24 protein-coding genes and 1 tRNA gene are annotated in these 24,219 nt (G+C 65.7%); 13 read left to right on the forward strand and 12 right to left on the reverse strand.

The window, feature by feature from the left end:
* Positions 1-33 precede the first annotated feature (33 nt).
* The 4 genes from EN857_RS07575 (at position 34) to EN857_RS07590 (ending at position 2,031) form a co-directional block, all read left to right on the forward strand.
* On the forward strand, positions 34-588 hold the full coding sequence (locus EN857_RS07575) for a rod-binding protein (RefSeq protein WP_245493300.1): 555 nt from the start codon (positions 34-36) through the stop codon (positions 586-588).
* 7 nt (positions 589-595) lie between these two features.
* Positions 596-1,012, forward strand: a complete 417-nt coding sequence (locus tag EN857_RS07580) for a hypothetical protein (RefSeq protein WP_127392410.1) — start codon at positions 596-598, stop codon at positions 1,010-1,012.
* Positions 1,013-1,046: 34 nt separating this feature from the next.
* Positions 1,047-1,571, forward strand: a complete 525-nt coding sequence (locus EN857_RS07585; protein WP_127286090.1) for a hypothetical protein — start codon at positions 1,047-1,049, stop codon at positions 1,569-1,571.
* 175 nt (positions 1,572-1,746) lie between these two features.
* Positions 1,747-2,031 carry an SCP2 sterol-binding domain-containing protein gene (locus EN857_RS07590; protein WP_127310776.1) on the forward strand — a complete coding sequence of 95 codons (285 nt, stop codon included), beginning with the start codon at positions 1,747-1,749 and terminating at the stop codon, positions 2,029-2,031.
* A gap of 50 nt (positions 2,032-2,081) precedes the next feature.
* Here the strand turns inward: EN857_RS07590 and EN857_RS07595 are convergent, their stop codons facing one another.
* Positions 2,082-2,789: an N-acetyltransferase gene (locus tag EN857_RS07595; RefSeq protein WP_320319539.1), complete on the reverse strand. Its 708-nt coding sequence runs from the start codon at positions 2,787-2,789 to the stop codon at positions 2,082-2,084.
* Between the two features lie 98 nt (positions 2,790-2,887).
* Positions 2,888-4,021 carry an ornithine/lysine decarboxylase gene (gene odc2, locus EN857_RS07600; RefSeq protein ID WP_135858262.1) on the reverse strand — a complete coding sequence of 378 codons (1,134 nt, stop codon included), beginning with the start codon at positions 4,019-4,021 and terminating at the stop codon, positions 2,888-2,890.
* A 540-nt stretch (positions 4,022-4,561) separates the two neighbouring features.
* On the opposite strand from odc2, the gene EN857_RS07605 reads away from it, so the two are divergent.
* The 4 genes from EN857_RS07605 to EN857_RS07620 all read left to right on the forward strand — a co-directional run bounded on the left by EN857_RS07605 (position 4,562) and on the right by EN857_RS07620 (position 8,730).
* Positions 4,562-5,761 (forward strand): amidase, encoded by a 1,200-nt coding sequence (locus EN857_RS07605; protein ID WP_127285388.1) that lies wholly within the window; start codon positions 4,562-4,564, stop codon positions 5,759-5,761.
* 3 nt (positions 5,762-5,764) lie between these two features.
* Positions 5,765-6,664: a LysR family transcriptional regulator gene (locus EN857_RS07610; RefSeq protein WP_127285387.1), complete on the forward strand. Its 900-nt coding sequence runs from the start codon at positions 5,765-5,767 to the stop codon at positions 6,662-6,664.
* A gap of 88 nt (positions 6,665-6,752) precedes the next feature.
* Positions 6,753-7,421: a DUF1007 family protein gene (locus EN857_RS07615; RefSeq protein ID WP_127285386.1), complete on the forward strand. Its 669-nt coding sequence runs from the start codon at positions 6,753-6,755 to the stop codon at positions 7,419-7,421.
* A gap of 160 nt (positions 7,422-7,581) precedes the next feature.
* On the forward strand, positions 7,582-8,730 hold the full coding sequence (locus EN857_RS07620) for a nickel/cobalt transporter (protein ID WP_187331334.1): 1,149 nt from the start codon (positions 7,582-7,584) through the stop codon (positions 8,728-8,730).
* Positions 8,731-8,737: 7 nt separating this feature from the next.
* Here the strand turns inward: EN857_RS07620 and denD are convergent, their stop codons facing one another.
* From denD to EN857_RS07640, 4 genes are read right to left on the reverse strand one after another with little or no spacing between them, the layout of a single operon-like run.
* Positions 8,738-9,715 carry a D-erythronate dehydrogenase gene (gene denD, locus EN857_RS07625; protein WP_135858265.1) on the reverse strand — a complete coding sequence of 326 codons (978 nt, stop codon included), beginning with the start codon at positions 9,713-9,715 and terminating at the stop codon, positions 8,738-8,740.
* Between the two features lies 1 nt (position 9,716).
* The gene (locus tag EN857_RS07630) at positions 9,717-9,923 is read right to left on the reverse strand and encodes a hypothetical protein (protein ID WP_127285384.1); all 207 of its coding nucleotides are present in this window, start codon (positions 9,921-9,923) and stop codon (positions 9,717-9,719) included.
* Positions 9,923-10,909: a cation diffusion facilitator family transporter gene (locus tag EN857_RS07635; protein WP_127393348.1), complete on the reverse strand. Its 987-nt coding sequence runs from the start codon at positions 10,907-10,909 to the stop codon at positions 9,923-9,925. Before EN857_RS07635 ends, EN857_RS07630 begins: the two co-directional genes overlap by 1 nt.
* Positions 10,910-10,922: 13 nt before the next feature.
* Complete coding sequence (locus tag EN857_RS07640) at positions 10,923-11,609, reverse strand: GNAT family protein (RefSeq protein ID WP_127285382.1); 687 nt, start codon at positions 11,607-11,609, stop codon at positions 10,923-10,925.
* Between the two features lie 83 nt (positions 11,610-11,692).
* On the opposite strand from EN857_RS07640, the gene EN857_RS07645 reads away from it, so the two are divergent.
* Complete coding sequence (locus EN857_RS07645) at positions 11,693-12,877, forward strand: pyridoxal phosphate-dependent aminotransferase (RefSeq protein WP_127285381.1); 1,185 nt, start codon at positions 11,693-11,695, stop codon at positions 12,875-12,877.
* Between the two features lie 29 nt (positions 12,878-12,906).
* Here the strand turns inward: EN857_RS07645 and EN857_RS07650 are convergent, their stop codons facing one another.
* Together EN857_RS07650 and EN857_RS07655 are read right to left on the reverse strand one after the other, a co-directional pair.
* A complete protein-coding gene (locus tag EN857_RS07650; RefSeq protein ID WP_127285389.1) occupies positions 12,907-13,659 on the reverse strand; it encodes an SDR family oxidoreductase in 753 nt (250 codons plus the stop codon).
* 231 nt (positions 13,660-13,890) lie between these two features.
* Positions 13,891-14,634 (reverse strand): tellurite resistance TerB family protein, encoded by a 744-nt coding sequence (locus EN857_RS07655; protein WP_127285380.1) that lies wholly within the window; start codon positions 14,632-14,634, stop codon positions 13,891-13,893.
* Positions 14,635-14,835: 201 nt separating this feature from the next.
* Here EN857_RS07655 and EN857_RS07660 point away from each other — a divergent pair, with 201 nt between their 5' ends.
* Positions 14,836-15,198, forward strand: a complete 363-nt coding sequence (locus EN857_RS07660) for a nuclear transport factor 2 family protein (RefSeq protein WP_127311956.1) — start codon at positions 14,836-14,838, stop codon at positions 15,196-15,198.
* Between the two features lie 23 nt (positions 15,199-15,221).
* Here EN857_RS07660 and EN857_RS07665 read toward each other — a convergent pair whose 3' ends face one another.
* On the reverse strand, positions 15,222-16,151 hold the full coding sequence (locus EN857_RS07665) for a rhodanese-related sulfurtransferase (RefSeq protein ID WP_127393550.1): 930 nt from the start codon (positions 16,149-16,151) through the stop codon (positions 15,222-15,224).
* Positions 16,152-16,322: 171 nt separating this feature from the next.
* Between EN857_RS07665 and EN857_RS07670 the strand changes: the two genes are divergently transcribed.
* The gene (locus EN857_RS07670) at positions 16,323-16,961 is read left to right on the forward strand and encodes a 2-dehydro-3-deoxy-phosphogluconate aldolase (protein WP_127286203.1); all 639 of its coding nucleotides are present in this window, start codon (positions 16,323-16,325) and stop codon (positions 16,959-16,961) included.
* A gap of 109 nt (positions 16,962-17,070) precedes the next feature.
* Here the strand turns inward: EN857_RS07670 and EN857_RS07675 are convergent.
* The 3 genes from EN857_RS07675 to EN857_RS07685 all read right to left on the reverse strand — a co-directional run bounded on the left by EN857_RS07675 (position 17,071) and on the right by EN857_RS07685 (position 21,058).
* Positions 17,071-17,144, reverse strand: a tRNA-Gln gene (locus EN857_RS07675).
* Between the two features lie 136 nt (positions 17,145-17,280).
* Positions 17,281-19,140: a DUF882 domain-containing protein gene (locus EN857_RS07680; protein WP_127286202.1), complete on the reverse strand. Its 1,860-nt coding sequence runs from the start codon at positions 19,138-19,140 to the stop codon at positions 17,281-17,283.
* A 391-nt stretch (positions 19,141-19,531) separates the two neighbouring features.
* Positions 19,532-21,058 (reverse strand): sigma-54 dependent transcriptional regulator, encoded by a 1,527-nt coding sequence (locus EN857_RS07685; protein WP_127286201.1) that lies wholly within the window; start codon positions 21,056-21,058, stop codon positions 19,532-19,534.
* 141 nt (positions 21,059-21,199) lie between these two features.
* On the opposite strand from EN857_RS07685, the gene EN857_RS07690 reads away from it, so the two are divergent.
* Together EN857_RS07690 and EN857_RS07695 are read left to right on the forward strand one after the other, a co-directional pair.
* Positions 21,200-23,038, forward strand: a complete 1,839-nt coding sequence (locus tag EN857_RS07690) for a M3 family oligoendopeptidase (protein WP_187331325.1) — start codon at positions 21,200-21,202, stop codon at positions 23,036-23,038.
* A 355-nt stretch (positions 23,039-23,393) separates the two neighbouring features.
* Positions 23,394-24,182 carry a proton-conducting membrane transporter gene (locus EN857_RS07695; RefSeq protein WP_128274616.1) on the forward strand — a complete coding sequence of 263 codons (789 nt, stop codon included), beginning with the start codon at positions 23,394-23,396 and terminating at the stop codon, positions 24,180-24,182.
* Positions 24,183-24,219 lie beyond the last annotated feature (37 nt).

The raw sequence follows: 24,219 nt of genomic DNA on the forward strand, positions 1-24,219 counted from the left end.
CGTGCCACGAAAATCGGCAAGAGGCGGACTTTTTTGGCAATCTCTCCACCCAGCGACATCGTTCTGGACGTTGCCCGCGCCGCCGAGCCGACGGATGTCGAGGCCGCGCGGGCCGCACTGGCGAAACGCACCGACGGCGCCTCCGACGCGTTTTCGGTCGCCACGACCGGCACCATGCTTTCCCGCGCCACGGCGGACAAGGCCGAGGCGGCAAATCCGGAGAAGAAGTTCCAGCGCTTCGAGGCGATGGTGCTGCAGACCTTCATCCAGAACATGATGCCCAAGGACACCGAGGGCGTTTACGGCAAGGGCCTCGCCGGCGACATGTGGAAATCGCAGATGGCCGAGCAGATGGCCAATGCGATGGCCGCGCGCGGCGGCATCGGCATCGCCAGGTCGCTGCTTGCCGACCACTACATGGACGGCAAGCGCACCGTGCCTGTCGGCCCGGTTTCGGGTGGGCCGGAAAAGACCGAGATCGACCAGCAGACCCGGCTGTCGACCTCGATGGTGCAGGAGCTGCAGCGCCAGGCCGCGCGGTCGATGACCGGCGACGACACGACCATAGAAACCGAGACGAAAATTTAGGATCCTCATGGCCGACCAATCCGAACTCTCCAACCTGCCGGCGCGGACCTCGGAAGCGCCCGTCCAGTTCGCGCGACCTGGAAACCTCGCCGCCATCATCGGCCGCATCGAGGAAGCGGTCGACGAGGAGACAGCGGGCATCCGCGCCAGCACAGGTTACGACCTCAAGGCCTCCAACGCCCGCAAGAGCCGCTACCTCTATGAGTTGACCCGCGCCATGAAGGGCGCCAACGAGATCGAATTCCTGGAGCAGCATCGCGAGGGGCTGGCGCGGCTGCGCCAGAAGCTGGCCAAGAACGAGGCGGCGATCCTTGCCCATCTCAACGCCGTCAACGAGGTCGCCAATCTCTTGAAGAACGCCATCCAGCGCGCCGAGGCCGACGGCACCTATTCGGCCCGCGAATTCGGCTGGGCCCGGGCATGACTTCGGCCGCGAGGCCCATGCGAGGGAACGACCGGTGATCAAGTTCATCGCCGCCGCGATCTGGATCTGCGCAGCGACGCTCGGCGCCGTGTTCTATTCGTTCCAGGCGGCCGGCAAGGCCGGCGTCGGCGAGACGCCGAAGCCGATGCTGGGCGGCCTCGACTACGTCAAGACCGACATCATCTCGGTGCCCTTGATCCGCGACGGCAGGATCGACGGCTATTTTCTCACCAAGCTCGTCTACACGGTCGAGCCCGAGCAGATAAAGAAACTGTCGATCCCGGCGCAGGCGCTGATCACCGACCAGGTCTATTCCTATCTCTATTCCAACCCGCAGATCGATTTCACCAAGAAGGACACGATCGATCTCGATACTTTCCGCAAGGCGATCCACGACACCATCAACGCCCGCGTCGGGGTCGAGCTGGTGCACGACGTCCTGGTCGACCAGGTCAACTTCCTGTCCAAGGACGAGATCCGCGACAACGCGCTGCGCCGCCGCAAGAATGCCGGCGAGACCGCGCAAGCAATGACCAAGCCTTTCCAGGCGGAGCATTGATCGCCCGCCGAGGCACGGCGGCCTACCGCTCTGCCGAGGTGATGCGAGATGACGCATCGCCACCACGTTGACGTAAACGTCAATGCGAAGCTATATGCGTCAGCGACCGTGATCGCGACATGCGCCGGGCAAAGCGCCGCCGCGCATCAAACGCAACGAGATGAGGAGAACCGCCGTGAGCGTTCAGGAGATTGCCGACAGGATCAAGTCGCGCGTGGCAAGCGCGGGCTTCGAGCATTCGGTGAAGTTCGATACCGGCAGCGACGGCGTCATCGTCATCGACGGCGCCAGCGTTTCGACCACCGACGCGCCGACCGACTGCACCGTCAAGCTTTCGCTCGACGATCTGGATTCGCTGATCGCCGGCGACCTCAACCCGACCATGGCCTTCATGTCCGGCAAGATAAAGATCGAGGGCGACATGACCGTCGCCATGGCGCTCAGCCAGTTGCTCGGCTGACCTTCTCGAAAAACCAAGCAAAACGCCGCCCCGTGGGCGGCGTTTCTGTCTCAGGCCACCAGTGGCAGCGACTTGAGCTTGCGCCCGGCAGCCTTCAGCGTGCCGCGCGCGCCGTCGAGCACGCCTTCCACCAGCTCCAGCGCCAGCAGCCGGTGCCGCTCATAGGGGCCGGGCATCGCCAGCGCGCCGGTCTTCGCCGCCGAGAAGCCGAAGCGCCCATAGTAGGGCGCATCGCCGACGAGCAGGATCGCGCCATGGCCGAGGCGCGCCGCCTCGGCGACAGCATGGCGCATCAGCGCCGAGCCGATACCGGCGCCCTTGAGCGCGGGATCGACGGCCAGCGGGCCAAGCAGCAGTGCCGCCGCACCGCCCTCGCCCAAGCTCACATCCCAGAGCCGCACGGTGGCGAGCACCGCGCCCGAGGCATCGCGCGCGACGAAGGCCAGGCCTTCCGACGGCCGGCGGCCGCGCCGCAACTTCTCCGACGACTTCCTGCGCCGCCCAGGCCCCATGGCACGGTCGAGCAGGTCCTCGCGCGCTTCGATATCGCCGGCGCTTTCGGCCACGATGGCGAATGCCGGAGCCTGTGAGGCCCCCTCACCCGGCTCGCCGCGCGAGCCAGCCTGTGCCCATTGGGCAAGGGAGGGCGCAAGCGCTGCCATCGGGCTCCTCTCCCCCGCGAAGAAGAGCTGATCCGAAGGGCCGGATGAGGGGGCAATGTCGGTGTCCGCAATGGCCGATTTGATCAGGTAGTCCATGTCCGCGATCCTTCACGAGCGGAGATCTGTTCCACAAGCGAGCCCGGGTGGGCGACAGGCGCCCACCTGGGATGATCTGAACGGTCCTTGCGAACCGGTCAGATCACGTAGGATCGGAGCGGCTCGAAGCCGTTGAAGGCGACCGAGGAGTAGGTCGTCGTGTAGGCGCCGGTGCCTTCGATCAGCACCTCGTCGCCGATGGTCAGCGACAGGGGCAGCGGATAGGGCGTCTTCTCGTACATCACGTCGGCCGAATCGCAGGTCGGGCCGGCGAGCACGCAAGGCGCGGTCTCGCTGCCGTCATGCGCGGTGACGATCGGGTAGCGGATCGCCTCGTCCATGGTCTCGGCGAGACCGCCGAACTTGCCGATGTCGAGGAACACCCAGCGCACATTGTCATTTTCGGCCTTCTTCGAGATCAGCACGACTTCCGACTTGATGACGCCGGCATTGCCGACCATGCCGCGGCCCGGCTCGATGATCGTCTCGGGCAGCGCGTTGCCGAAATGCTTGCGCAGCGCCGAGAAGATCGCCTGGCCGTAGGCCTGCGCCACCGGCACGTCCTTCAGGTAGCGGGTCGGAAAGCCGCCGCCCATGTTGACCATCTTGAGCACGATGCCCTCGTCGGCGAGCGTCGCGAACACCTTCTTGGCATCGCCCAGCGCGCGGTCCCAGGCCGTGAGATCGGTCTGCTGCGAGCCGACATGGAACGACACGCCATAGGCGTCGAGGCCGAGCGCCTTGGCGTGGCGCAGCACGTCGACCGCCATCGCCGGGACGCAGCCGAACTTGCGCGACAGCGGCCATTCGGCGCCCTCGCCGTCGGTCAGCACGCGGCAGAACACGCGCGCGCCGGGTGCGACGCGGGCGATCTTCTCGACCTCCTCGACGCAGTCGACCGCGAACAGGCGGATGCCGAGATGGAAGGCGCGCGCGATGTCACGCTCCTTCTTGATGGTGTTGCCGAAGGAAATGCGGTCCGCGGGCGCACCCGCGTCCATCGCCATCTCGACTTCGGCAACCGATGCGGTGTCGAAGGACGAGCCCATCGCAGCAAGCAGGCGCAGGATCTCCGGCGCCGGGTTTGCCTTCACCGCATAGTAGATCTTGGAATCGGGCAACGCCTTCTCGAAGGCGCGGAAATTGTCGCGCACGACATCGAGGTCGACGACGAGGCATGGGCCGTTCGGACGTCGGGTGGCGAGGAAGTCAAGGATGCGCTGGGTGGCCATCGGGGTCTCTCCATAACGCCTTTCGGCGCGCAATAAGGCTGCGGGACGCGGGCTGTCGGCCTCGCGAACACGCGGTGGACAAAGGCGGGACGGAATATCCATGGAACCAGCCGGTGGAGACCCCGGAACCATGAAATGCCGTCTCGCGGCGGTGAACCTTGGCCTTGCCCGGCCTCGGTTCGCTTTGTCTGCCTTGGCTTGGATGGGAGACCCGTCCGCACTGCCGGCAATGAAGGTGTGCCTCTTTAGTAACCCCGGTCTTTGGACAACCGGAAGAGAACCAGAAAGGCCCGCACCGTCGTTGCTTCAAGGTGTCCTCGATCTTGTGGTTGGCCACTGACCGACTGGAGTGGTTGGCTCCAGTTACCTTACCGATTGCCCTCACCATTCGAGGATCGGCGGACACCCACAGGCACGTGCGACTTTGGGCAAGCGCGATATAAGAGCGTAGGATTTCACAATCAATAAAAATCGTAAGCTGCGGTTGTAAAATTTCCGGCATCGAACAATCTACGGATTACCGTATCCGGATATCGAACGATGACAGGCACGCACGGACCGCTCAACGCCTTCCTGAACCTTCGCCAAATGCCTGTCGCGCATGCGCAATTGGGCACGCTGGCTGGTCTCAGGCTGGCGGTGAAGGACATCTACGACGTCGCCGGCTATCGCACCGGCTGCGGCAATCCAGGCAAGTTCGCAGCGGCTCACGCGGCGTCGCGGACCGCTCCCGCGGTGCAGATGATTCTCGATGCCGGCGCGCGATTCGTCGGCAAGACCCAGACCGACGAGCTCGCATTCTCGCTGATGGGCCAGAACGCGCACTTTCCGTTTCCGGTGAACCCGGCCGCGCCCGAGCGCGTCACCGGCGGCTCATCATCGGGATCGGCGGCGGCGGTGGCGGGCAAGCTCGCCGACATCGCCACCGGCTCCGACACCGGCGGCTCGATCCGCGCGCCGGCGAGTTTTTGCGGCCTGATCGGGCTGCGCGCCACGCATGGCCGCATATCGCTCGACGGCGCCATGAAGCTCGCCCCGAGCTTCGACACCTTCGGCTGGTTCGCCGACGACATCGAAACCTATGAGGCGGTCGGCAAGCTGCTGCTCGGCCGCGACCCGCATCAGCATGCGCTCAACCTGCCACTGTCGATCGGCTGGCTGGACGCCTTGGTGTCGGGTCCGGCCGAGGCCGCCGAATATGCCAGGATGAAGGCGCTCGCCGCTTCCGTCATCGGCGAGCATGCGCAGGTGGAGTACAGTTTCACCTCCTTCCCCGACGAGCTCTATTGGTGCTTTCGCCGCCTGCAGGCCTTCGAGGCATGGCAGGAGCATGGCGACTGGATCAGCAGCGGCGAGCGCGGTCTCGGGCCGGGCGTCGACGAGCGTTTTGCTTTTGGCCGTGCCGTCGATGCCAGGACGGTCGAAACCGAGACGACCCGCCGGCTGGCCTTCCGTGCCGAGCTCGCCGCCCTGCTCGGCAGCCATGGCTTTCTCGTCCTGCCGACCGTTCCGGGCGCGGCGCCGCTCGTCAACAGCGCGCCGGAACAGCTGCAGACCTACCGCGAAAGGGCGCTGCATCTATTGTGCCTCTCCGGCCTCTCCGGCTTCCCGCAGATCACGCTGCCGCTCGGATCGGTCGACGGCGCGCCGTTCGGCCTGTCGCTGCTCGGCCCTTCCGGGAGCGATGTCGCCCTGATACGGCTCGGCCGAAAACTCCTCGACGCCGCACGAAAGGCCTGAGCCATGGACACGTTGACCCGCATGCGCGCCTTCATCGACGTCGTCGAGGCCGAAGGCTTTTCGGCCGCCGCGCGCAAGATCGGCCGCTCCAAGGCGCTGCTGTCGAAATATGTGCGCGAGCTGGAGGACGAGCTCGGCGCCTTGCTCCTGAACCGCACTACCAGGCAGTTCTCGATGACCGAGGCCGGCCATACCTATTACAGGCGCGCCTCCGAGATCGTGCGCGAGGTCGACAGCCTGGCCGATGCGGTGCGCGAATCCTCCGGCGATGTGCGCGGCCGCATCAAGCTTTCGGCGGCGCGTACCTTCGCCGACGCGCCGATCGGCCAGTCGCTGATCGACTTCGCCAAGGAGCATCCCGACATCGTGCTCGACATCCATCTCGATGACCGTTTCGTCGACCTGGTCGAGGAGGGCTTCGACCTCGCCGTGCGCATCTCCAGGCTGGAGAACTCCTCGCTGATCGCGAGGCGCCTTGCGCCCTTTTCGGTCAGGCTGTGCGCATCTCCGGACCTAATCGCCAAGCACGGCATGCCGATGCGTCCGCAGGACCTCGCCCGCATCCCCTGCATCATCGACACCAATGGCCGCTGGCTGACCAACTGGCCGTTCAAGGGCGACGCCGGCGAGACGATGAGCGTGTCGGTATCCGGCCCGATCGAGGTCAACAGCCCGATGACCGCGCGGGCTGCCGCCGTTGCCGGCCTTGGCTTCACCATGCTGCCCGATTTCATCGCCATCCCCGAGATCGAGAGCGGCCGTCTGGTGACGGCATTGGACGACCGCCTGCTCTCCGGCAGCGGCATCTTCGCCGTCTATCCGCACCGGCGCTATCTGCCGGCAAAGGTGCGCGTCTTCGTCGATTTCCTGGTGCAGTGGTTCAAGACGCGAGAAAGCGCCTGACACGCCGGCAGCCGACGCGGTCCCAATTTCGCCCCCTTTTTGGTAACTCTCGGGCAACCATCCAAAGCCACGGAATCGCCATCCGCAAATGCACCTGAAACGGCAAGCAATCATGCTGTCTTCCGCCTTGGCGGCGACGTTCGCGGCGGTCGGACCGGCCGAGGTGCATCCCCACGTCTTCGCCGAAGCGCGACTCGACGTCATCCTCAGCGAGGATCACCAAAGTGTGAAGGCGTTGCGCCATCTCTGGCGTTTCGACGACCTGTTTTCGAGTACGGTGATGATGGAGTTCGACAAGAACTCCGACCTGAAGCTTGACGACAAGGAGCTGAAGGAAGTGGCCGACACCGTCCATTCCTCGCTGGCGGAGTTCAACTATTTCCAGCTCGTCACCCAGGACGGCAAGGATGTGGCGATGACCCCGCCGCCGCACCTGATGGCCAATTTCGACAATGACCAGCTGATCATCCTGTTCGAATCCGAACCGAAGGCCCCGATCAAGCTCACCGGCAAGATCGACATCGGCGTCTATGACCCGACCTTCTACACCGCGATCGACTTCACCGACGATTCGAACCTGACCGTCGAGGGCCTGCCCTCGACCTGCACCAGGAAGGTCGTCCGCCCCGACCCGGATGAGGCGATCGCCCAGAACCAGAAGACCCTGACGGAAGCCTTCTTCAACGATCCGACAGGCACCGACATGAGCAAGATCTTCGCCACCAAGCTCGAACTGAACTGCCCGCCGGAAGGATAGATCGGTGATGAAACCGTCGCTGCGCGCAAGCAGGTTCCGCAAAAGTGTCCTGCGGTTTTGCGATCGGAACCTGCGGCAAACAAGGGAATCTAGGCGGATATTCGTGGGGTATCCCACGAATATCCGTTTAGCACTCGGCCTCCTGGCCGCCGCCCTGGTGATGACGCATCTGCCGGGCGTCGCCCATGCGCAGAGCTCGCTCGGCATCGGCACCAATGACGGCATGGCGCCCTCCGCCAGCGGTCCGTTCGCCCATATCCTGATGTGGATCAACCTGCGCCAGCAGGAATTCTACCATGCGCTGGCTAGCGCGATGAAGGCGATGCGCCAGGACGGCAGCAAGCTGTGGCTGCTGATCGGCCTCTCCTTCGCCTATGGCATCTTCCATGCCGCCGGCCCCGGACACGGCAAGGCGGTGATCTCGTCCTACATGGTGGCCAATGAGGTGGCGCTGAAGCGCGGCATCATGCTGTCCTTCGTCTCGGCGCTGCTGCAGGGGCTGACGGCGGTCGTGGTCATGATGCTCGCCTATTTCGTGCTGCGCGGCACCGCGGTGTCGATGACCGACGCGGCATGGTTCCTGGAAATCTCGAGCTATGTGCTGGTCACCCTGTTCGGCGCCTGGCTGCTCTGGCGCAAGGCGGGTCCCGCCATCCGCCGCCTGTTCGGCGCCGGCACGGCCTACAGCCTCTCGGCGGCCCATGCCGGGCACTCGCATGCAGGACACTCGGATGCCGGCCATTCGCACGCAGGGCATTCACATGCGGGTCATTCGCACGCCGCGCATGCCCACGCGCTTCACACGCACGACCAGGACGACCACGCGGCCCACCATTCGCACGCGCATGGCCACGGCGCGCATGATCACCATCGCCACGACCACGGCGCGCACGATCACCACCATCATGACCACGCCGCCGGCGAAGTCTGCGAGACCTGCGGCCATTCGCACGCGCCCGATCCGGCGCTGCTGTCGGGCGACCATTTCGACTGGCGCACGGCGTGGTCGGCGGTGGCCGCCGTCGGCATCCGCCCCTGCTCCGGTGCGCTGATCGTGCTGAGCTTTGCCCTGCTCAACGGGCTTTGGCTGGGCGGCCTGCTGTCGGTGCTCGCCATGTCGATCGGCACAGCGATCACCGTATCTGCCCTGGCGACGCTTGCGGTGACCGCCAAGAACTGGGCCGTCTATTTCGCCGGCGACGGCCGCATGGGCAACCGCATCCATTCCTTCGTCGAGATCGGCGGCGCGGCGTTCATCTTCGTGGTGGGGCTGCTGCTGCTGTCGGCCAGCCTGACCGGCGGCGTCTGACGGCGGATCAACCCGCCAATTTGTTACCCAGTTCGTCCTCGATATGGGCGCGGATAATTTCGTCGAAACTCGTCTCGGCGGCGAACCCAAGTTCCCTTGAGCGCTTCGCCTCGAACCGTGTCGGCCAGCCTTTGACGATCGCCCAGATGGTGTCGTCGGGCTGCTCGCGGATCAGCTTCGCCACATTCGATCCGGCGACCCGTTCCAGCGCCTCGATCTGCTCTCCGACGGTGACGGCGACGCCAGGCATTGTAAGGTTGCGGCGCGGCCCGACGGCGGCGCCGTCGATCTCCGCCGCATGGATCAGGAAGTTCACCGCCGAGCGCGGGCTGGCGTGGGTGTGCAGCACCGAGCGCGGCACTGGCAGGATCGCCTCCTGGCCGGCGAGCGGTTCCCGGATGATGCTGGAGAAGAACCCCGAGGCCGCCTTGTTCGGCTTGCCTGGCCGCACGCAGATGGTCGGCAGCCTGATGCCGATGCCGTCGAAGAAGCCGCGCCGCGTATAGTCGGCGAGCAGCGCCTCGCTCATCTGCTTCTGCGTGCCGTATGAGGTCAGCGGCGTCGGGTGGAACTCGTCCGGGATGACATCCGGGAACGGCGCGCCGAACACCGCGATCGACGAGGTGAAGACGAGGCGCGGCGCAAACCCCGCCAGACGCACGGCGTCGAACAGCGCGCGCGTGCCGTCGAGATTGACCCGGTAGCCGAGGTCGAAATTGGCTTCCGCCTCGCCCGACACGATGCCGGCCAGATGGAAGATCACGTCCGGCTGCGCCGCGAGCAGGCTTGCCGTGGCGCCCGGCGCGGCAAGGTCGCCGGTGTGGAGGGAGACATCGACCCCCGGCATGGCGGGCGCTTCAGGCGCCACGATATCGTGCAGCTCGAGCGCACTGATCTTGCGGCCGCGCAGCTGCCCGTCCTTGGCCAGCCGGGCAATCAGCTTGCGGCCGACCATGCCGGCGGCGCCCGTAATCAACACGCGCATCTCAAGGATCCTTCTTGCGCTGGCTGCGGCCACGCAGCCAGAAGACCACGAAAATCGCCACCATGAAGACGGCCGCGATGGCGGCGGCCAGGATGGTCGAGACGCTGCCGGCCGCCAGCATCACCCGCGGCAGGAAATAGGCGGCGATGCCGAACAGGAGCAGCACCCAGAACGCGCCAAGCGCGGCATTGCGTGTATCGCGATCCATCAGTGATAGTGACCGCGATGCGGCGCCGCATGATGCGCGTGATCATGGTCGTGATCGTGATCGTCATCATCGTCGGCGCAATGCCCGAATTCCGGTTCGACGGTGGCATGGCTTATGCCGTGCTCGGCGGCGAGCCGCTTCTTGATGGCGCTGACCGCGCTGTGCGCGTCGACCCCGTCGTTCAGGCAGGCGTGCAGCGTCGCCATGTTGCTCGAACCGTCGAGCGACCAGACATGCATGTGGTGCACCTCGCGCACGCCCTTGACCGCGACTTCCAGATCCTTGGCGATCACGTCGCGGTCGAGGCTCGCCGGCACGCCTTCGAGCAGCACATGAGCGGCCTCGCGCATCAGCGACCACGCCGTCCACAGGATCAGCAGCGAGACCAGAACCGACAGGATCGGATCGATCGGCGTCCAGCCCGTCGCCAGGATGACCAGGGCCGCCGCGATGGCCGCGGCCGAGCCGAGCAGGTCGCCCAGCACATGCAGGATGGCGCCGCGCATGTTGAGGCTTTCGCGGTCGCCGCCATGCAGCACGAAGAAAGAGGCGATGTTGACCAGCAGGCCGGCGGTCGCGACCACCAGCATCGGCCCGCCGAGCACCGGCGCCGGCGCCATCAGGCGGCCCCAGGCTTCGTAGACGATCCACAGCGCGATGGCGAAGATGGCGATGCCGTTGGTGTAGGCGACCAGCGTCTTGACCCGGCCGAACCCGTAGGTCAGGCGAACCGTGGCCGGGCGGCCGGCGAGATGGAAGGCATACCACGCGAGCCCGAGCGCGATCGCATCGGCAAGCATGTGGCCGGCATCGGCAAGCAGCGCCAGCGATCCCGTCAGCAGGCCGCCGAGAGCCTCCGCGACCATGAAGCCGGCGGTCAGGCAGGCGGCGATCAGCACCCGCTTCTTGTCGGTCGAGCCATGCACATGGCCCGCGCCATGGCTGTGGCCATGCCCTCCAGGCCCATGATCGTGGCTGTGCGCCATCGCGGAACTCCTGCTACGCGCCGGACGCGGCGCGGAAATCCTCGAGCCGCCGCTTCTGGCGGCCTTCATCGTCGAAATTGGCCGGATCGAGCCATGCCTCGTAGGCTTCGCGCAGCGCCGGCCATTCCTTGTCGATGATCGAGTACCACGCGGTATCGCGGTTTTCTCCCTTGACCACAAGGTGCTGGCGGAAAATGCCCTCGAACTTGAAGCCGAAACGCTCGGCGGCGCGCTTCGACGGCTCGTTGCGGTTGTTGCATTTCCATTCGTAGCGGCGATAGCCGAGATCGTCGAAGATGTATTTCATGAACAGGAACTGCGCCTCGGTCGCCGCCGGCTTGCGCGAGATCAGCGGCCCCCAATAGATGTTGCCGATCTCGATCACGCCATAGGCAGGGTCGATGCGCATCAGCGTCTGCCGCCCGGCGACCTTGCCGCTCGCCTTGTCGATGACGGCGAAGAACAGCGGATCCTCGCTGGCCTCGACCTTGTCCAGCCACGGCTGGAAAGCGTCGCGGGTTTCCGGCGGATAGTCGGGCAGCCAGGCGAAGCGGCCACCGATATCGGACACCGAAGAGGCCTCGTAGAGGCCGTCGCCGTGCTTTGCGGCGCTCAGCGGTTCGAGCCTGGCATGGCGCCCTTCCAGCACCTTGCGCTCGGGGCGCGGGCGCGGCTGCCAATCCTTGAGATTTTCCGACACCGAAAACTCCAATCCGTTTGACTTTTGCCGAAGGACGCTCACAAAAACGCTCGCCCACAGTAAGAACCACAGGAACGGGAAAAATGCTCCACACGATCGCGGCTTTCGACCGGCTCGGCGAGGAAAATGCCTTCGCGGTGCTGGCGCGCGCCACCGCACTTGCCCATCAGGGCCGCGACATCGTCAATCTCGGCATCGGCCAGCCGGACTTCAAGACGCCGCAGCACATCGTCGAGGCGGCGATCAAGGCGCTGCGCGACGGCCACCATGGCTATACGCCGGCCAACGGCCTGCTGGCGACGCGCGAGGCGGTCGTGCGCCGCACGCTGACCACCACTGGTGTCGAGGTCTCACCGGAGAACGTGATGATCCTGCCCGGCGGCAAGCCGACCATGTTCGCGGCGATCCTGATGTTCGGCGAGCCGGGCGCCGAGATCCTGTATCCGGATCCCGGCTTTCCGATCTATCGCTCGATGATCGAGTTCACCGGCGCCGCCCCGGTGCCGGTGCCGATCCGCGAGGAAAACGGCTTCGCCTTCTCTGCCGACGAGACGCTGGCGCTGATCACCCCGAAGACCAGGCTGCTGATCCTCAACTCGCCCGCCAACCCAACCGGTGGCGTCACCCCGCGCGCCGAAATCGAGAAGCTGGTCAAGGGGCTGGAGGCGCATCCGCATGTCGCCATCCTCTCCGACGAGATCTACGACGTCATGACCTATGACGGCGAGACGCATTTTTCGCTGCTCAACTTCCCGCAGATCCGCGACCGGCTGATCGTGCTCAATGGCTGGTCGAAGACCTGGGCGATGACCGGCTGGCGCATGGGCTGGTCGATCTGGCCGAACGGCGACGAGGGCGCGCATCTCTACGACAAAGTGCGCAAGCTGGCGGTCAATTGCTGGTCCTGCGTCAACGCGCCGAGCCAGTATGCCGGCATCGCCGCGATCGACGGCCCGCAGGACGATGTCGAAAAGATGATGCGCGCCTTCGACAACCGCAGAAAGATCGTGGTCGAGGGGCTGAACGCGCTGCCGGGCATCTCCTGCATCACGCCGAAGGGCGCCTTCTATGCCTTCCCCAATGTCTCGAAGACCGGCTGGAAGGCCAAGAAGCTCGCCTCGGCACTGCTCGAGGACGCCGGCGTGGCGCTGATCGGCGGTCCCGATTTCGGCACTCTCGGCGAAGGCTATATCAGGCTCTCCTACGCCAATTCCGAGGAGAACATCTTGCGCGCGCTGGAGCGGATCGAGACCTTCTTGAAGAAGTGACCTCGCTTCCCTCGCGGGAAGGTCGGGCGCTACCCGCGCCCGACGAACGGCATCTTCGTCGCCATCACCGTCATGAACAGCACGTTGGCGTCGAGCGGCAGGCTGGCCATGTGGACGACGGCGTCGGCGACGCGCTCGACATCCATCACCGCCTCGGCGGCGATCGAACCGTTGGCCTGCGGCACGCCGACCGTCATTGGCTGCGCCATCTCGGTCAGCGCATTGCCGATGTCGATCTGGCCGCAAGCGATGTCGTAGGGCCGGCCGTCGAGCGCCAGCGTCTTGGTCAGCCCGGTGATGGCGTGCTTGGTCGCCGTGTAGGGCACCGAGCCAGGACGCGGCGCATAGGCCGACACCGAGCCGTTGTTGATGATGCGGCCGCCCATAGGCTTTTGCCGGCGCATGGCGCCGAAGGCGGCGCGGGCGCACAGGAACGAGCCGGTGAGGTTGACGCCGACGATATCGTTCCAGACCTCGACCGGGATCTCGTCGATCGGCGTCGACTTGTAGCCCATGCCGGCATTGTTGAAGAGCAGGTCGACGCGGCCGAAGGCTTCGACCACCGTTTCGAACAGATCGTCGACCTGATCGGCCTTGCTGATGTCGCAGGCAACCGCCAGCGCCTTGGCCTCGGTCTTGCCGGCCTCGGCGATCGCTTCCTCCAACACCGCTTTGCGGCGTCCGCAGAACACCGTGTTCCAGCCGTTCCTGAGCAGCGCCGTGGCGACGCTCTTGCCGATGCCTGTGCCGGCGCCGGTAACGATGGCGGTTTTCTCTGTCATGGCAGTCATCGGTGTCCTCCGGTCATCGCTGCAACTTGGCATCGCAAATGACGCAAGCGATGGCAAGCCAACTGTCAGCCATCAGGCCCGACAAAAAGGGCGGTCATTGGCGACCGCCCTGATCTGAACCGGGCTTGGGAGGAGGAAAAGCCGGTCCGACTGCTTAGAATGATGCGCTTCCTCGGTTAACGAGACGTTACCGTGCGCGGCGTCGGCTGTTCCGCCTCCGCCTCACCAGCGTGGATTGGGCGAGGTTCCGGGCTTGTCGGAAACCGGCACCTTGGCCGCCGACACCGTCGCCTCGACGTGGTCGACCAGCGCGTCCGGCAGGCCGAGACGGCCAGCAAGCAGGTCGAGATAGCCGCGTTCGGCGCGCGTGTCGGGATCGATGGTAAGGCGCGAGGCCGTATAGAGTTCGAGCTTCTGCGCGTCGGTCTGGGCGCCGGCGACCAGCGTATCCAGGTCGAGCGGGCTCTCCAGCTCCGCCATCAGGAATTGTTCCGCCTCGGTGCCGATGCCGGCGAGCTGCAGCTTGCCGGCGATCTTCTGGCGCTCCTCGTCATCGACATGGCCGTCGGCCTTCGCCGCCGAGATCATCGCCCGCACCAGCGTCAGCGTGAACTCCTCCTCGCCTTGCGGGGCCTGCGAGGGGTGGAAGGCGGTATCCTTGGGCGGCGGCAAGAGTTCGGGCTCGCCGGCAGCCGGCGTCTCGGCCGGCGCGTTGCCGGCCTTGTAGTTCTGGTAGGCCTTGTAGGCGAGGCCGCCGATCGCGGCCAGCCCGCCGAGCTTGATGGCGGTGCCCGTCACCTGCCGGCCGGTTCCCGTTCCAAGCAGCACCGCGGCCAGCGCGCCGGCGGCCAGCGGATTGTCCTTGGCCATCTGCACGGCCTGGCCGGCCTTGTCGCGGACGGTGCCGCTGGTGCCGGGAACCTGCGAGCCGAGCAGATCGTCGAGAAGCTTCTTGGGATCGAACATCAATGCCTCCAGAATTGGGCCCGCGCCGAAACATGGACGAGCAGGTTTGGACGTCGCAGACGTAGGTCCCGCATGCTGACATTACAATGACGGGCAGGCGCTTTGCGACAAATGCGGGCGCGCCTCGAAGTTGGAACCGATGTGTCGAAACCGGCCTCGGTCTGGCCTAGTCTGGGTTCTGTCGAGGAGAGGAGCCTTGCAATGGCCAATGAGCAGGACCGCCAGCCGGCGCGTGATCCGCAGGACCTGGAACGTCTTTTGATCGCCCGGCAATGGGCCGGCGACATCGACGGCATGGTGGCGCTGTTCGCGCCCGACGCCGTCATCGACAGCGGCGAGAAGGATCTAACGCGTGGCCGCGAGGCCATCCGCGCGCTGTTCGCCGAGATCATCGCGACGGGGCGAAAATTCCAGCGCGGCGAACAGCGGCCCGCGGCGATCAATGGCGACCTGGCGCTCACCTCGACCCGGCTTCCCGACGGCACCATCACCACCGAGGTCGCCCGCCGGCAAGCGGATGGCACGTGGCTGTGGGTCATCGACCGCTACTCCGTCGCGTGGTGATGCGACGAAGGTCGGCAGCGGTGCTAGCTGCCGATATGGGGGCCTTTGCCTCGCGCGGTGGCCAGTTCGACCTGTCGCTGGCGTTCGGTGTAGCGGGCGCGATCCTCGTCGGAGCGGACCTCGTGGCAATGCGGGCAGGACACGCCGGCCGCATAGCGCGGCGACAGCCGGTCCTCGACCGTCAGCGGATGCCGGCAAGCGCGGCAGAGTTCGGCCTCGCCTTCGGCAAGGCCATGCGACACCGACACACGTTCGTCGAAGACGAAGCATTCGCCTTGCCACAGGCTCTCTTCGGCGGGCACCTGTTCCAGATATTTGAGGATGCCGCCCTTCAGATGGAACACATCCTCGAAGCCGAGCGACTTCACATAGGCCGTCGCCTTCTCGCAGCGTATGCCGCCGGTGCAGAACATCGCCACCTTGCGGCCTTCGAGTTGGTCGCGATGCCGCTCGACCCAGGCCGGGAATTCGCGGAAGCTTGCGGTCGCCGGATCGACCGCGCCCCTGAAGGTGCCGATCGACACTTCATAGGCATTGCGGGTGTCGATGACGATGGTGTTCTCGTCCGAGATCAGTGCATTCCAGTCGGCGGGCGCGACATAGGTGCCGGCGCTGGTCGCCGGATCGAGATCCTCGACGCCCATGGTGACGATCTCGCGCTTCAGCCGAACCTTCATGCGGTGGAACGGCATGTCGGCGGCGGCGCTGTATTTGACCTCGAGGCCGGCGAGGCCTTCGATGGAGTTCAGATGGTCGACCAGCGCGGCGATGTCGGCCTCGCTGCCGGCAACCGTGCCGTTGATGCCCTCATGCGCAAGCAGCAGCGTGCCCTTGATGCCGCGCCCGCAGCAGAACGCCGCGAGCGGCGCGCGCAGCGCCTCGAAGCCGTCGAGCCGGGCAAATTTGTACAGCGCGGCGACGCGCACAGAATTGGTTCGGGTGGAAATTGTCATCGCCATGCCACTAAACCGTGGTGAAAGCCGATTCAAGGCGGAGCCGGCCAGCCGCCATCCGGGGAAGCGGCGCCGCCGGTACGTGACATCGCGACACGCCTCGTTTCGTGGACTCGGGATACCCCTTCTGCTAATCGGTTGAAATCGATCGATACCGGAGAGACCAAGCGAATGCCCAGCAAGACCGAGAAGCTCCTGTCGCTCCTCAATGGCCAGCCGGTCATACCGGTGCTCAAGATCGCCAATGTCGCCGATGCGGTGCCGCTAGCCCGCGCGCTCGCCCGTGGCGGCCTGCCGGCGATCGAGATCACGCTGCGCACCTCCGATGCGCTGGAAGCGATCCGGCGCGTCGCCGGCGAGGTCGAGGACGCCATCGTCGGCGCCGGCACCATTCTCGACGCCGGGCAGTTCGACCAGGCAGCACGCGCCGGCTCGAAATTCATCGTCAGCCCCGGCATCACCAGCCAGCTCCTGGCGGCGGCGAAGGACAGCGAGGTGCCGCTTTTGCCGGGCGCCATCACGCCCGGCGAGATCATGGCTGCCCGCGAGGCCGGCTTGCGCTTCCTGAAATTCTTCCCGGCCGAGCAATCTGGGGGCATTGCCTCGCTGAAGGCCTTCGCCTCGCCGCTCGCCGACGTGAAGTTCTGCCCGACCGGCGGCATCAGCGCCAAGAACGCCGCCGACTATCTCGCCCTGCCCAACGTCGTCTGCGTCGGCGGATCCTGGGTAGCGCCGGACGACATGGTCAAGGCCGGCAAGTGGGACGAGATCGAGGCCCTGGCCCGCGCGGCGAGCCAGCTCAAGAAGTAGCGTCCGGGACACGAAAGACCCGGCCGGCTACCGACCGGGCCAGTTGCCTGGAATGCAATCAGCGCGCGATGCGCAGGCCCGAGCCGGTTGCTGACGGGTCGGCAGCCGCTGGTTCCCGCTCATGGATTCGAACCACGATTCACGCCTTCAAAGGGCGCTGTCCTACCGTTAGACGAAGCGGGAAAGCAGGCGTCACGTCGTTAGCATCCCGGCCCCGCCGAAGCCAGCGCCGACCCGAACGGCGCCGCGGATTGCCTGCCTCAAAAGCAAAAGCCGCGCGGGTCGCCCGGCGCGGCTTTGCGATTGTCTGGCCTGTCGCCTACTTGGTCTGGAAACGGGCGACCGAGAGGAACTTCACGGCATTGCCGGTGAACCGGTTGGCATCCGCCATCTGGTTGTCGGCCTGGAAGCCCGCCGTATAGACCTCGCTCGGCGGCGTATGCACGATGTTGTAGGCATAGCGCGGCGCCGTCGTGGCGCCGGAGACCGTGGCGACGTATTCGCCGCTGTTCAGTGCCCAGCGCGCGGCCTGCGGCGCGGCGGCAACCACCATTGCCTTCGGCCCAGGCTTCAGGTCGCGGGCGCTGGCCCTGGCTTCCTTGCGCGTCGTCTTCACGCCGGCACCGATTGCCAGCGCCGGATCGGAACCGGCCGGGCGGCTGGCGATGGCGTCGCGCGGCGAGGCCGCATCGACGCCGGACGGATCGTTGAATGCCGAGCGCGGCTCGAGCGAGGCGACCTGATAGTCGCCACTCGCGACACTGGCCTCGCTCGTGGCGTTGGCCTCGTCTAGAACGGCCTTGACTTCATCCGGCTTGACCTCGTCCGCCTTGGCCTCATCCGGACGCGCGCTGGGCAGGACCGAGAACGCATCGGTCGCGGTCTTGTTGTGCTGGGCGGTGTCGGCCAGCGCCAGCAGCACGCTCTTGTCCTGCGCTGCGAGATCGGCCGGCAACGAACGGTCAGGACGCCATGTCGGTAGCGGGATGTTGTTGACCGCGACCTGCGCTGGATCTGCGGCAGCAGTCGCGGCATCCGCAGCAGTCGGATTGGTCATGCCGAAAGGCACGCTGACCGGCGCATGCGCAGTCGCCACCCCCTGCTCGGTCGTCGTCGAGGCGTCGGCCACGCCGAACGGCACGTTCTCAGGCGCCTGCTGGCCGACATCGGTCTTCGGACGCGGCGCGAAGTCCGGCAGCGGGACCTCCTTTGGCGGCAGCGCCGCGATGATCGTCTCCGGCGTGTCCTGCTCAGGTTCCGAATCGGCCGAATTGTCGTCGGCGATCTGTGGAATGTTGGCGCGCTGCGCGTCCTTGGGTGACACGATCGCGATGCCAGGCAGGTTGCTGCTTTTGGCGACCGCGGCCGGCTTCGCGCTCTTCGGCTTGGGCGCAGGCGCGGCAGTCGCGACATCGGCGCTGTCGTCCGCTTCGTCATCGCCGCCGCCAAACCAGGCAGCAAGCAGCCCGCCGGACCGCTTGGTCGAACCGCCGGCGCTGGCCAGTTCGATGTTGGGGGTGCCGGCGCCCTTACGGGCTTTGTAGGCGGCCAAAGCCTGTTCGTAGCCCGGCAGCGGCCTGCCGTCGCTCGGCACGTGCAGCGTCTTGCCGTTCGGGAAGACCCCGACCAGTTCCTGGCGGCTGATGCCCGGCCAGTGGCGCACATTGCCGACATCCATATGCACGAACGGAGAGCCCGACGACGGATAGTAGCCGACGCCGCCGCCCTGCATCTTGAGACCGATGTTGCGCAGCTTCTTCAGCGGCACGCCGGGGATATAGAAATCCATCGCCTTGCCGAGCATGTGCTGGCTCTTCTCGGCGACACCCCGGCTGCGGCTGCGCAGCATCGAGTTCGTCGCCGGCGAGCGATAGCCGCAGACGACCTGGATGTAGTCGGTGGCGCCGCTCTGCCGATAGGCTTCCCAGACCAGGTCGAGCAGCCGCGGATCCATCTTGGTCGGTTCGTTGCGGCGCCAGTCACGCAGGATGATGTTGATCTTGCGCAGGCCCTCGGGATCGTAGCGCCCATTGCGCTTGTAGACGATCTCGGCCTTTTCGTGCGTGTGCAGGTGATAGAGCTTCAGCGAACGAACTTCGGCGCTGGCGCCGGTCACGGCCGCGGCGAGGAAACCAAGCGCAACAATCACAGCAGCCAGCCATCTCGGCCAGACGCTCATGTGATAATGCCGCCCGTCTGTGTGTCGTTCGACTTGGTTCAAATCAAATGGCCTTGCAGGCTGCCGTTTGTCCCCGGATTTGCCCAAACGGATGTGTTGTTCTCACATCCGAATATCGATCCTAATGGTTAATCATCGCTTATTGAAGCCGAAATGCGGTAACACCGTGGCGATATCCCGTCAAAAATGTTGCACTGCGTTTCTTGGTAAATTGCTGGTTTAGATCATTTTTCCGCCTTTGGCCGAAACACAATCTGTTACCGCGGGCCTCAATTGCGTGATCGCAGCCATAATCGAGTCGCTGCGGCGCCGCCGGCGCCGCGATCAATGCCGAGCGGGCCCGCACCAGGGGACGGAACTGGTCCGGAGCTTGCGAACAGGGCTCGGCGGGTCAGGATGCAAGGCGCTCGATGCGGCCGCTTTCCGGGTCGATGCCGTATTCCTTGAGCTTCCTGTAGAGGGTCGAACGGCCGATGCCGAGACGGCGCGCGACCTCGCTCATCTGGCCATTGTAATGGTCGATGGCGAGCTTGATCATTTCCAGTTCGACTTCGGCCAGAGCGCGTACATTGCCGCGCTCGTCCAGTGCCCGCAGCGTCCCGAAGCGCGGCTGCAGCCTTGCCGGCGGATCGGGCTCGGCCACGACCACCCCCGGCTCGCCGGCCACGTCGTCGTCACCGTTCAGCTCAGGCGCTGGCGCGGCAAATTCGACATCGAGCTTGACCGTGCCTTCCAGTTGCGCGCGGATCTGCGGAAACTCCTCTTCCGTCAGCAGCTCGCTTTCGGCCAGCACGGAGGCCCTGAAGACGGCGTTCTCCAGCTGCCTGATGTTGCCCGGCCAGTCATAGGCCTGCAGCATGGCGAGCGCCCTGGCCGAGATGCCTTGCGGACGGTGACGCGGATCGGCAGGCGCCACCTTCTCCATGAAATGCCTGACCAGATAGGGAATGTCGTCGCGGCGGTCGCGCAGCGGCGGCACGAAGATCGGATAGACGTTGAGCCGGTAGAACAGATCCTCGCGGAAACGGCCGTCCTTGACCTGCTGCAGGAGATTGCGGTGCGTCGCCGAGATCAGCCTGATGTCGACCTTGACCGTCGAACGACCGCCGACCGGATCGACCTCGCCCTCTTGCACCGCGCGCAACAGCTTGACCTGGACGTCGAGCGGCAGGTCGCCGATCTCGTCGAGGAACAGCGTGCCCGAATGCGCCTCGACGAATTTGCCGGTGTGCTTGTCGGTGGCGCCGGTGAACGAGCCCTTTTCGTGGCCGAACAGGATCGATTCGACGAGGTTGTCGGGGATGGCGCCGCAATTGACGGTGACGAACGGTTTCGAGCGGCGGTCGCCGCTGCCCTGGATGGCGCGCGCCACCAGCTCCTTGCCGACGCCCGATTCGCCCTCGATCAGGATCGGGATGTTGGACGCCGCCGCCTTCTGGCCGAGCCGGATCACCCGGTCCATCGCCGGGCTGTGCGTGATCAGGTCCTTGAAGGTCAGGTGGCCGCCGCGCCGCCTGGACGTGCGCTTCATCTCGTCTTCGACCGCCTCGACCTTCAGCGCGTTGGAGATCGCCGTCTGCAGCCTGTCGGGGGAGGCCGGCTTGACGACGAAATCGAAGGCGCCGTGGCGCATCGCCGATACGACGGTCTCGATGCCGCCCTGCGCGGTCTGCACGATGACCGGAACGTGGATGCCGCGCTCGCGCATCGCCTTCAGGACGCCGATGCCGTCGAGGCCGGGCATGACGAGGTCGAGAATGACCACCGACACATCGCGCGCGCCGGGTCCGTCGAGAGCCCCGAGGCCGGCCTCGCCGCCGTCGGTGACGATCGCGCCGTGGCCGAATTTCGTCACTGCCGCCTCGAGCAGCCTGCGCTGCACGGGATCGTCATCGACTATGAGTATGGAACCTGTCATGACTGTGTTGATGCCTGGCCCGAGAAATCCCCATGGATCATCTTGGCACAGGGTTCTAAATAAGGTTTCAAAAAACCCGGTGAACGAATTCCTTAGGATTTGACCGGCTTCTCTCTTTCCCCAGCTTCTGGAAGGTATTTGATGCGCATGGTTTCTGATGGGCAGCTCGCGGCGGTAGCGTCCGGTCACGGCGCGGCGGAGCTCGGCGACCTGCCGGAATGGAACCTCGCCGACCTCTATTCCGGCATGCAAGCGGCCGAGCTGAAGCGCGACATCGCCAAGGCGGCGCAGGATGCGATCAGCTTCGAGACGCGCTGGAAAGGCACGCTTGCCGCCGAGGCCGAGCGCGGCGCCGCCGGCCGCCTGGGCGAAGCGTTGCGCGCCTATGAGTCGCTGGAGGAACTGATCGGCCGCATCGTCTCCTATGCCGGGCTGGTCTATGCCGGCAACACCGCCGACCCGCAGCGCGCCAAGCTCTATGGCGATATCCAGGAGAAGATGACCGACGCCAGCGCGCATCTTCTGTTTTTTGCACTCGAACTCAATCTGATCGACGACGCGGTGATCGAGGGCGCGCTCGCCGCCGACGCGGGCTTTGCCCACTATCGGCCTTGGGTGCTCGACCTCAGGAAGGACAAGCCCTACCAGCTCGAGGATCGGGTCGAGCAGCTTTTCCATGAAAAGTCGATCACCGGACGCGGCGCCTGGAACCGGCTGTTCGACGAGACGATGACCGATCTGCGCTTCGACGTCGGCGGCGAGGAGCTGGCGCTGGAACCGGCGCTGAACCGCTTGCAGGACGCCGACGGCGAAGTCCGCCGCCAGGCGTCAGAGGCGCTGGCCGCGACCTTCCGCAAGAATCTGCGCACCTTCACGCTGATCACCAACACGCTGGCCAAGGACAAGGAGATTTCCGACCGCTGGCGCGGCTTCGAGGACATCGCCGATTCACGCCACCTCGCCAATCGCGTCGAGCGCAGCGTGGTCGACGCCCTGGCAGCCGCCGTGCGCGAGGCCTATCCGCGCCTGTCGCATCGCTACTATGCGATGAAGGCGCGCTGGCTCGGCATGCAAGTGATGAACCACTGGGATCGCAACGCGCCCTTGCCCGAGACCCCGCAGGCTGTCATCCGCTGGGACGATGCCCGGGACACGGTGCTGTCGGCCTATCAGCGCTTCTCGCCCGACATGGCCGAAATCGCCCGCACCTTCTTCGACCGCAACTGGATCGACGCGCCGGTGCGGCCCGGCAAGTCGCCCGGCGCCTTCGCCCATCCGACCGTGCCGTCGGCGCATCCCTATGTGCTGCTCAACTACATGGGCAAGCCGCGCGACGTGATGACGCTCGCGCATGAGCTCGGCCATGGCGTGCATCAGGTGCTGGCGGGCGGCCAGGGCGCGCTGATGGCCTCGACGCCGCTGACGCTGGCCGAAACGGCCTCCGTCTTCGGCGAGATGCTGACCTTCCGCTCGCTGCTCGACCAGACCACCGACCGGCGCGAGCGCAAGGCCATGCTCGCCCAGAAGGTCGAGGACATGATCAACACCGTGGTGCGCCAGATCGCTTTCTACGAATTCGAGCGCAAGGTGCATGCCGAGCGCAAGAACGGCGAGCTGACCTCCGACCGGCTCGGCCAGTTCTGGCTGGAGGTGCAGGCCGAGAGCCTCGGCCCGGCGATCAAGCTGCGCGACGGCTACGAAGTGTTCTGGACCTATATCCCGCACTTCATCCATTCACCCTTCTATGTCTACGCCTATGCCTTCGGCGATTGCCTGGTGAACTCGCTCTACGCGGTCTACCAGAATGCCGAGCGCGGCTTTCAGGAGAAGTATTTCGAGATGCTGCGCGCCGGCGGCACCAAGCATCATTCCGAGCTGCTGGCGCCCTTCGGTCTCGACGCCACCAACCCCGCCTTCTGGCAGATCGGGCTCGGTGTGATCGGCGGCCTGATCGACGAGCTGGAAGCGCTGGACAAGTGAAGGGTGGCCCTGCCCCTGAGCGTCGCCAGAATAGTTTAGACGGAACGCGTGTTGGGAGTGGCCTATTCTTGGCATAAATATTTGTTCTTCAATGACTCTCCGGGAATTTTTTCCGTTAGCTTTCCACAAGCCGTATGATAGCGTCCGGCCTCAAGCTCAGCCGGAGCTCAGGCAAGGGACAATCTCGGCCGGTGGCGACCTTCGGCGAATGCGATGCGGCCGTTGGCCATGGCGAAGAGCCGATCGCCGACAGCTCGATTGAAGCCGGCTGTTCCGCCTAGCGGAACCATCGAACGGTCTTGCGCCAAGGTCGTCACTCCAGGCCACGGCAGACGGATCGGACTGGAGAGAGAGAATGAGCACTTTTTTCTACATGCTCCTGGCGTTCATCGTGGGTGTGGTGGCCGGCTGGTTCATCTGGGGTCGCCTGGGCGGCGAGCTCGACGGCCTGCGCGGAGATCTCGAGCGCACGCGCAGCGAGCGCGACAAGGTGCGTGCCGATGCCGACCGGCTGACCGGTGAGCTCGATGCTTGCGGTCGTGCCCGCGCCGATCTCGAGCGCCGGCTGCGCGAAGCGCCGGCTGGATCCGGCGCGGCGAAGGCCTCCGCTCCAGCGCCCGCGGCGCTGATCTCGACGCCAGCAGCGGCCAAGCCTGCTGCCGCCAAGCCTGCTCCGGCCAAACCGGCTTCGGCCAAGCCCGCAGCCGCCAAGCCGGCCGCTGCCAAATCTGCCGCTGCAAAGCCGGCGGCAACCAAACCTGCCGCCGCAAAGCCTGCGGCATCAAGGACGGCCGCCGCGCCCAAGGCCGCGGCCCCCAACGCGGTGGCAAAGACAGCCGCGCCTGCACCGGCCCAGTCAGCGCCGGCAGCAGACAAGCCGGCGACAGGGACGGCCGACAATTTGCGCCGGCTGATCGGTATCGGCCCGGTCAACGAAAAGCTGCTCAAAGGCCTTGGGGTTACAAGTTACGCCCAGATCGCCGCCTGGACGGCCGACGACGTCAAGCGCATCGAGGAGGTGCTGAATTTCGACGGACGCATCGCGCGCGAGCAATGGATCGAGCAGGCGAAGCTGCTCGCCGCCGGCGACGAAACGGAATTCGCCCGCCGCTTCCCGACCGCGGGAACCGCCAGCAACACCTGATCGGCTTGCGCTTCCGGCGCATGACAAAGCGGCGGTG

The organism is Mesorhizobium sp. M4B.F.Ca.ET.214.01.1.1, from assembly GCF_004791545.1.
Lineage (GTDB): Bacteria > Pseudomonadota > Alphaproteobacteria > Rhizobiales > Rhizobiaceae > Mesorhizobium > Mesorhizobium abyssinicae.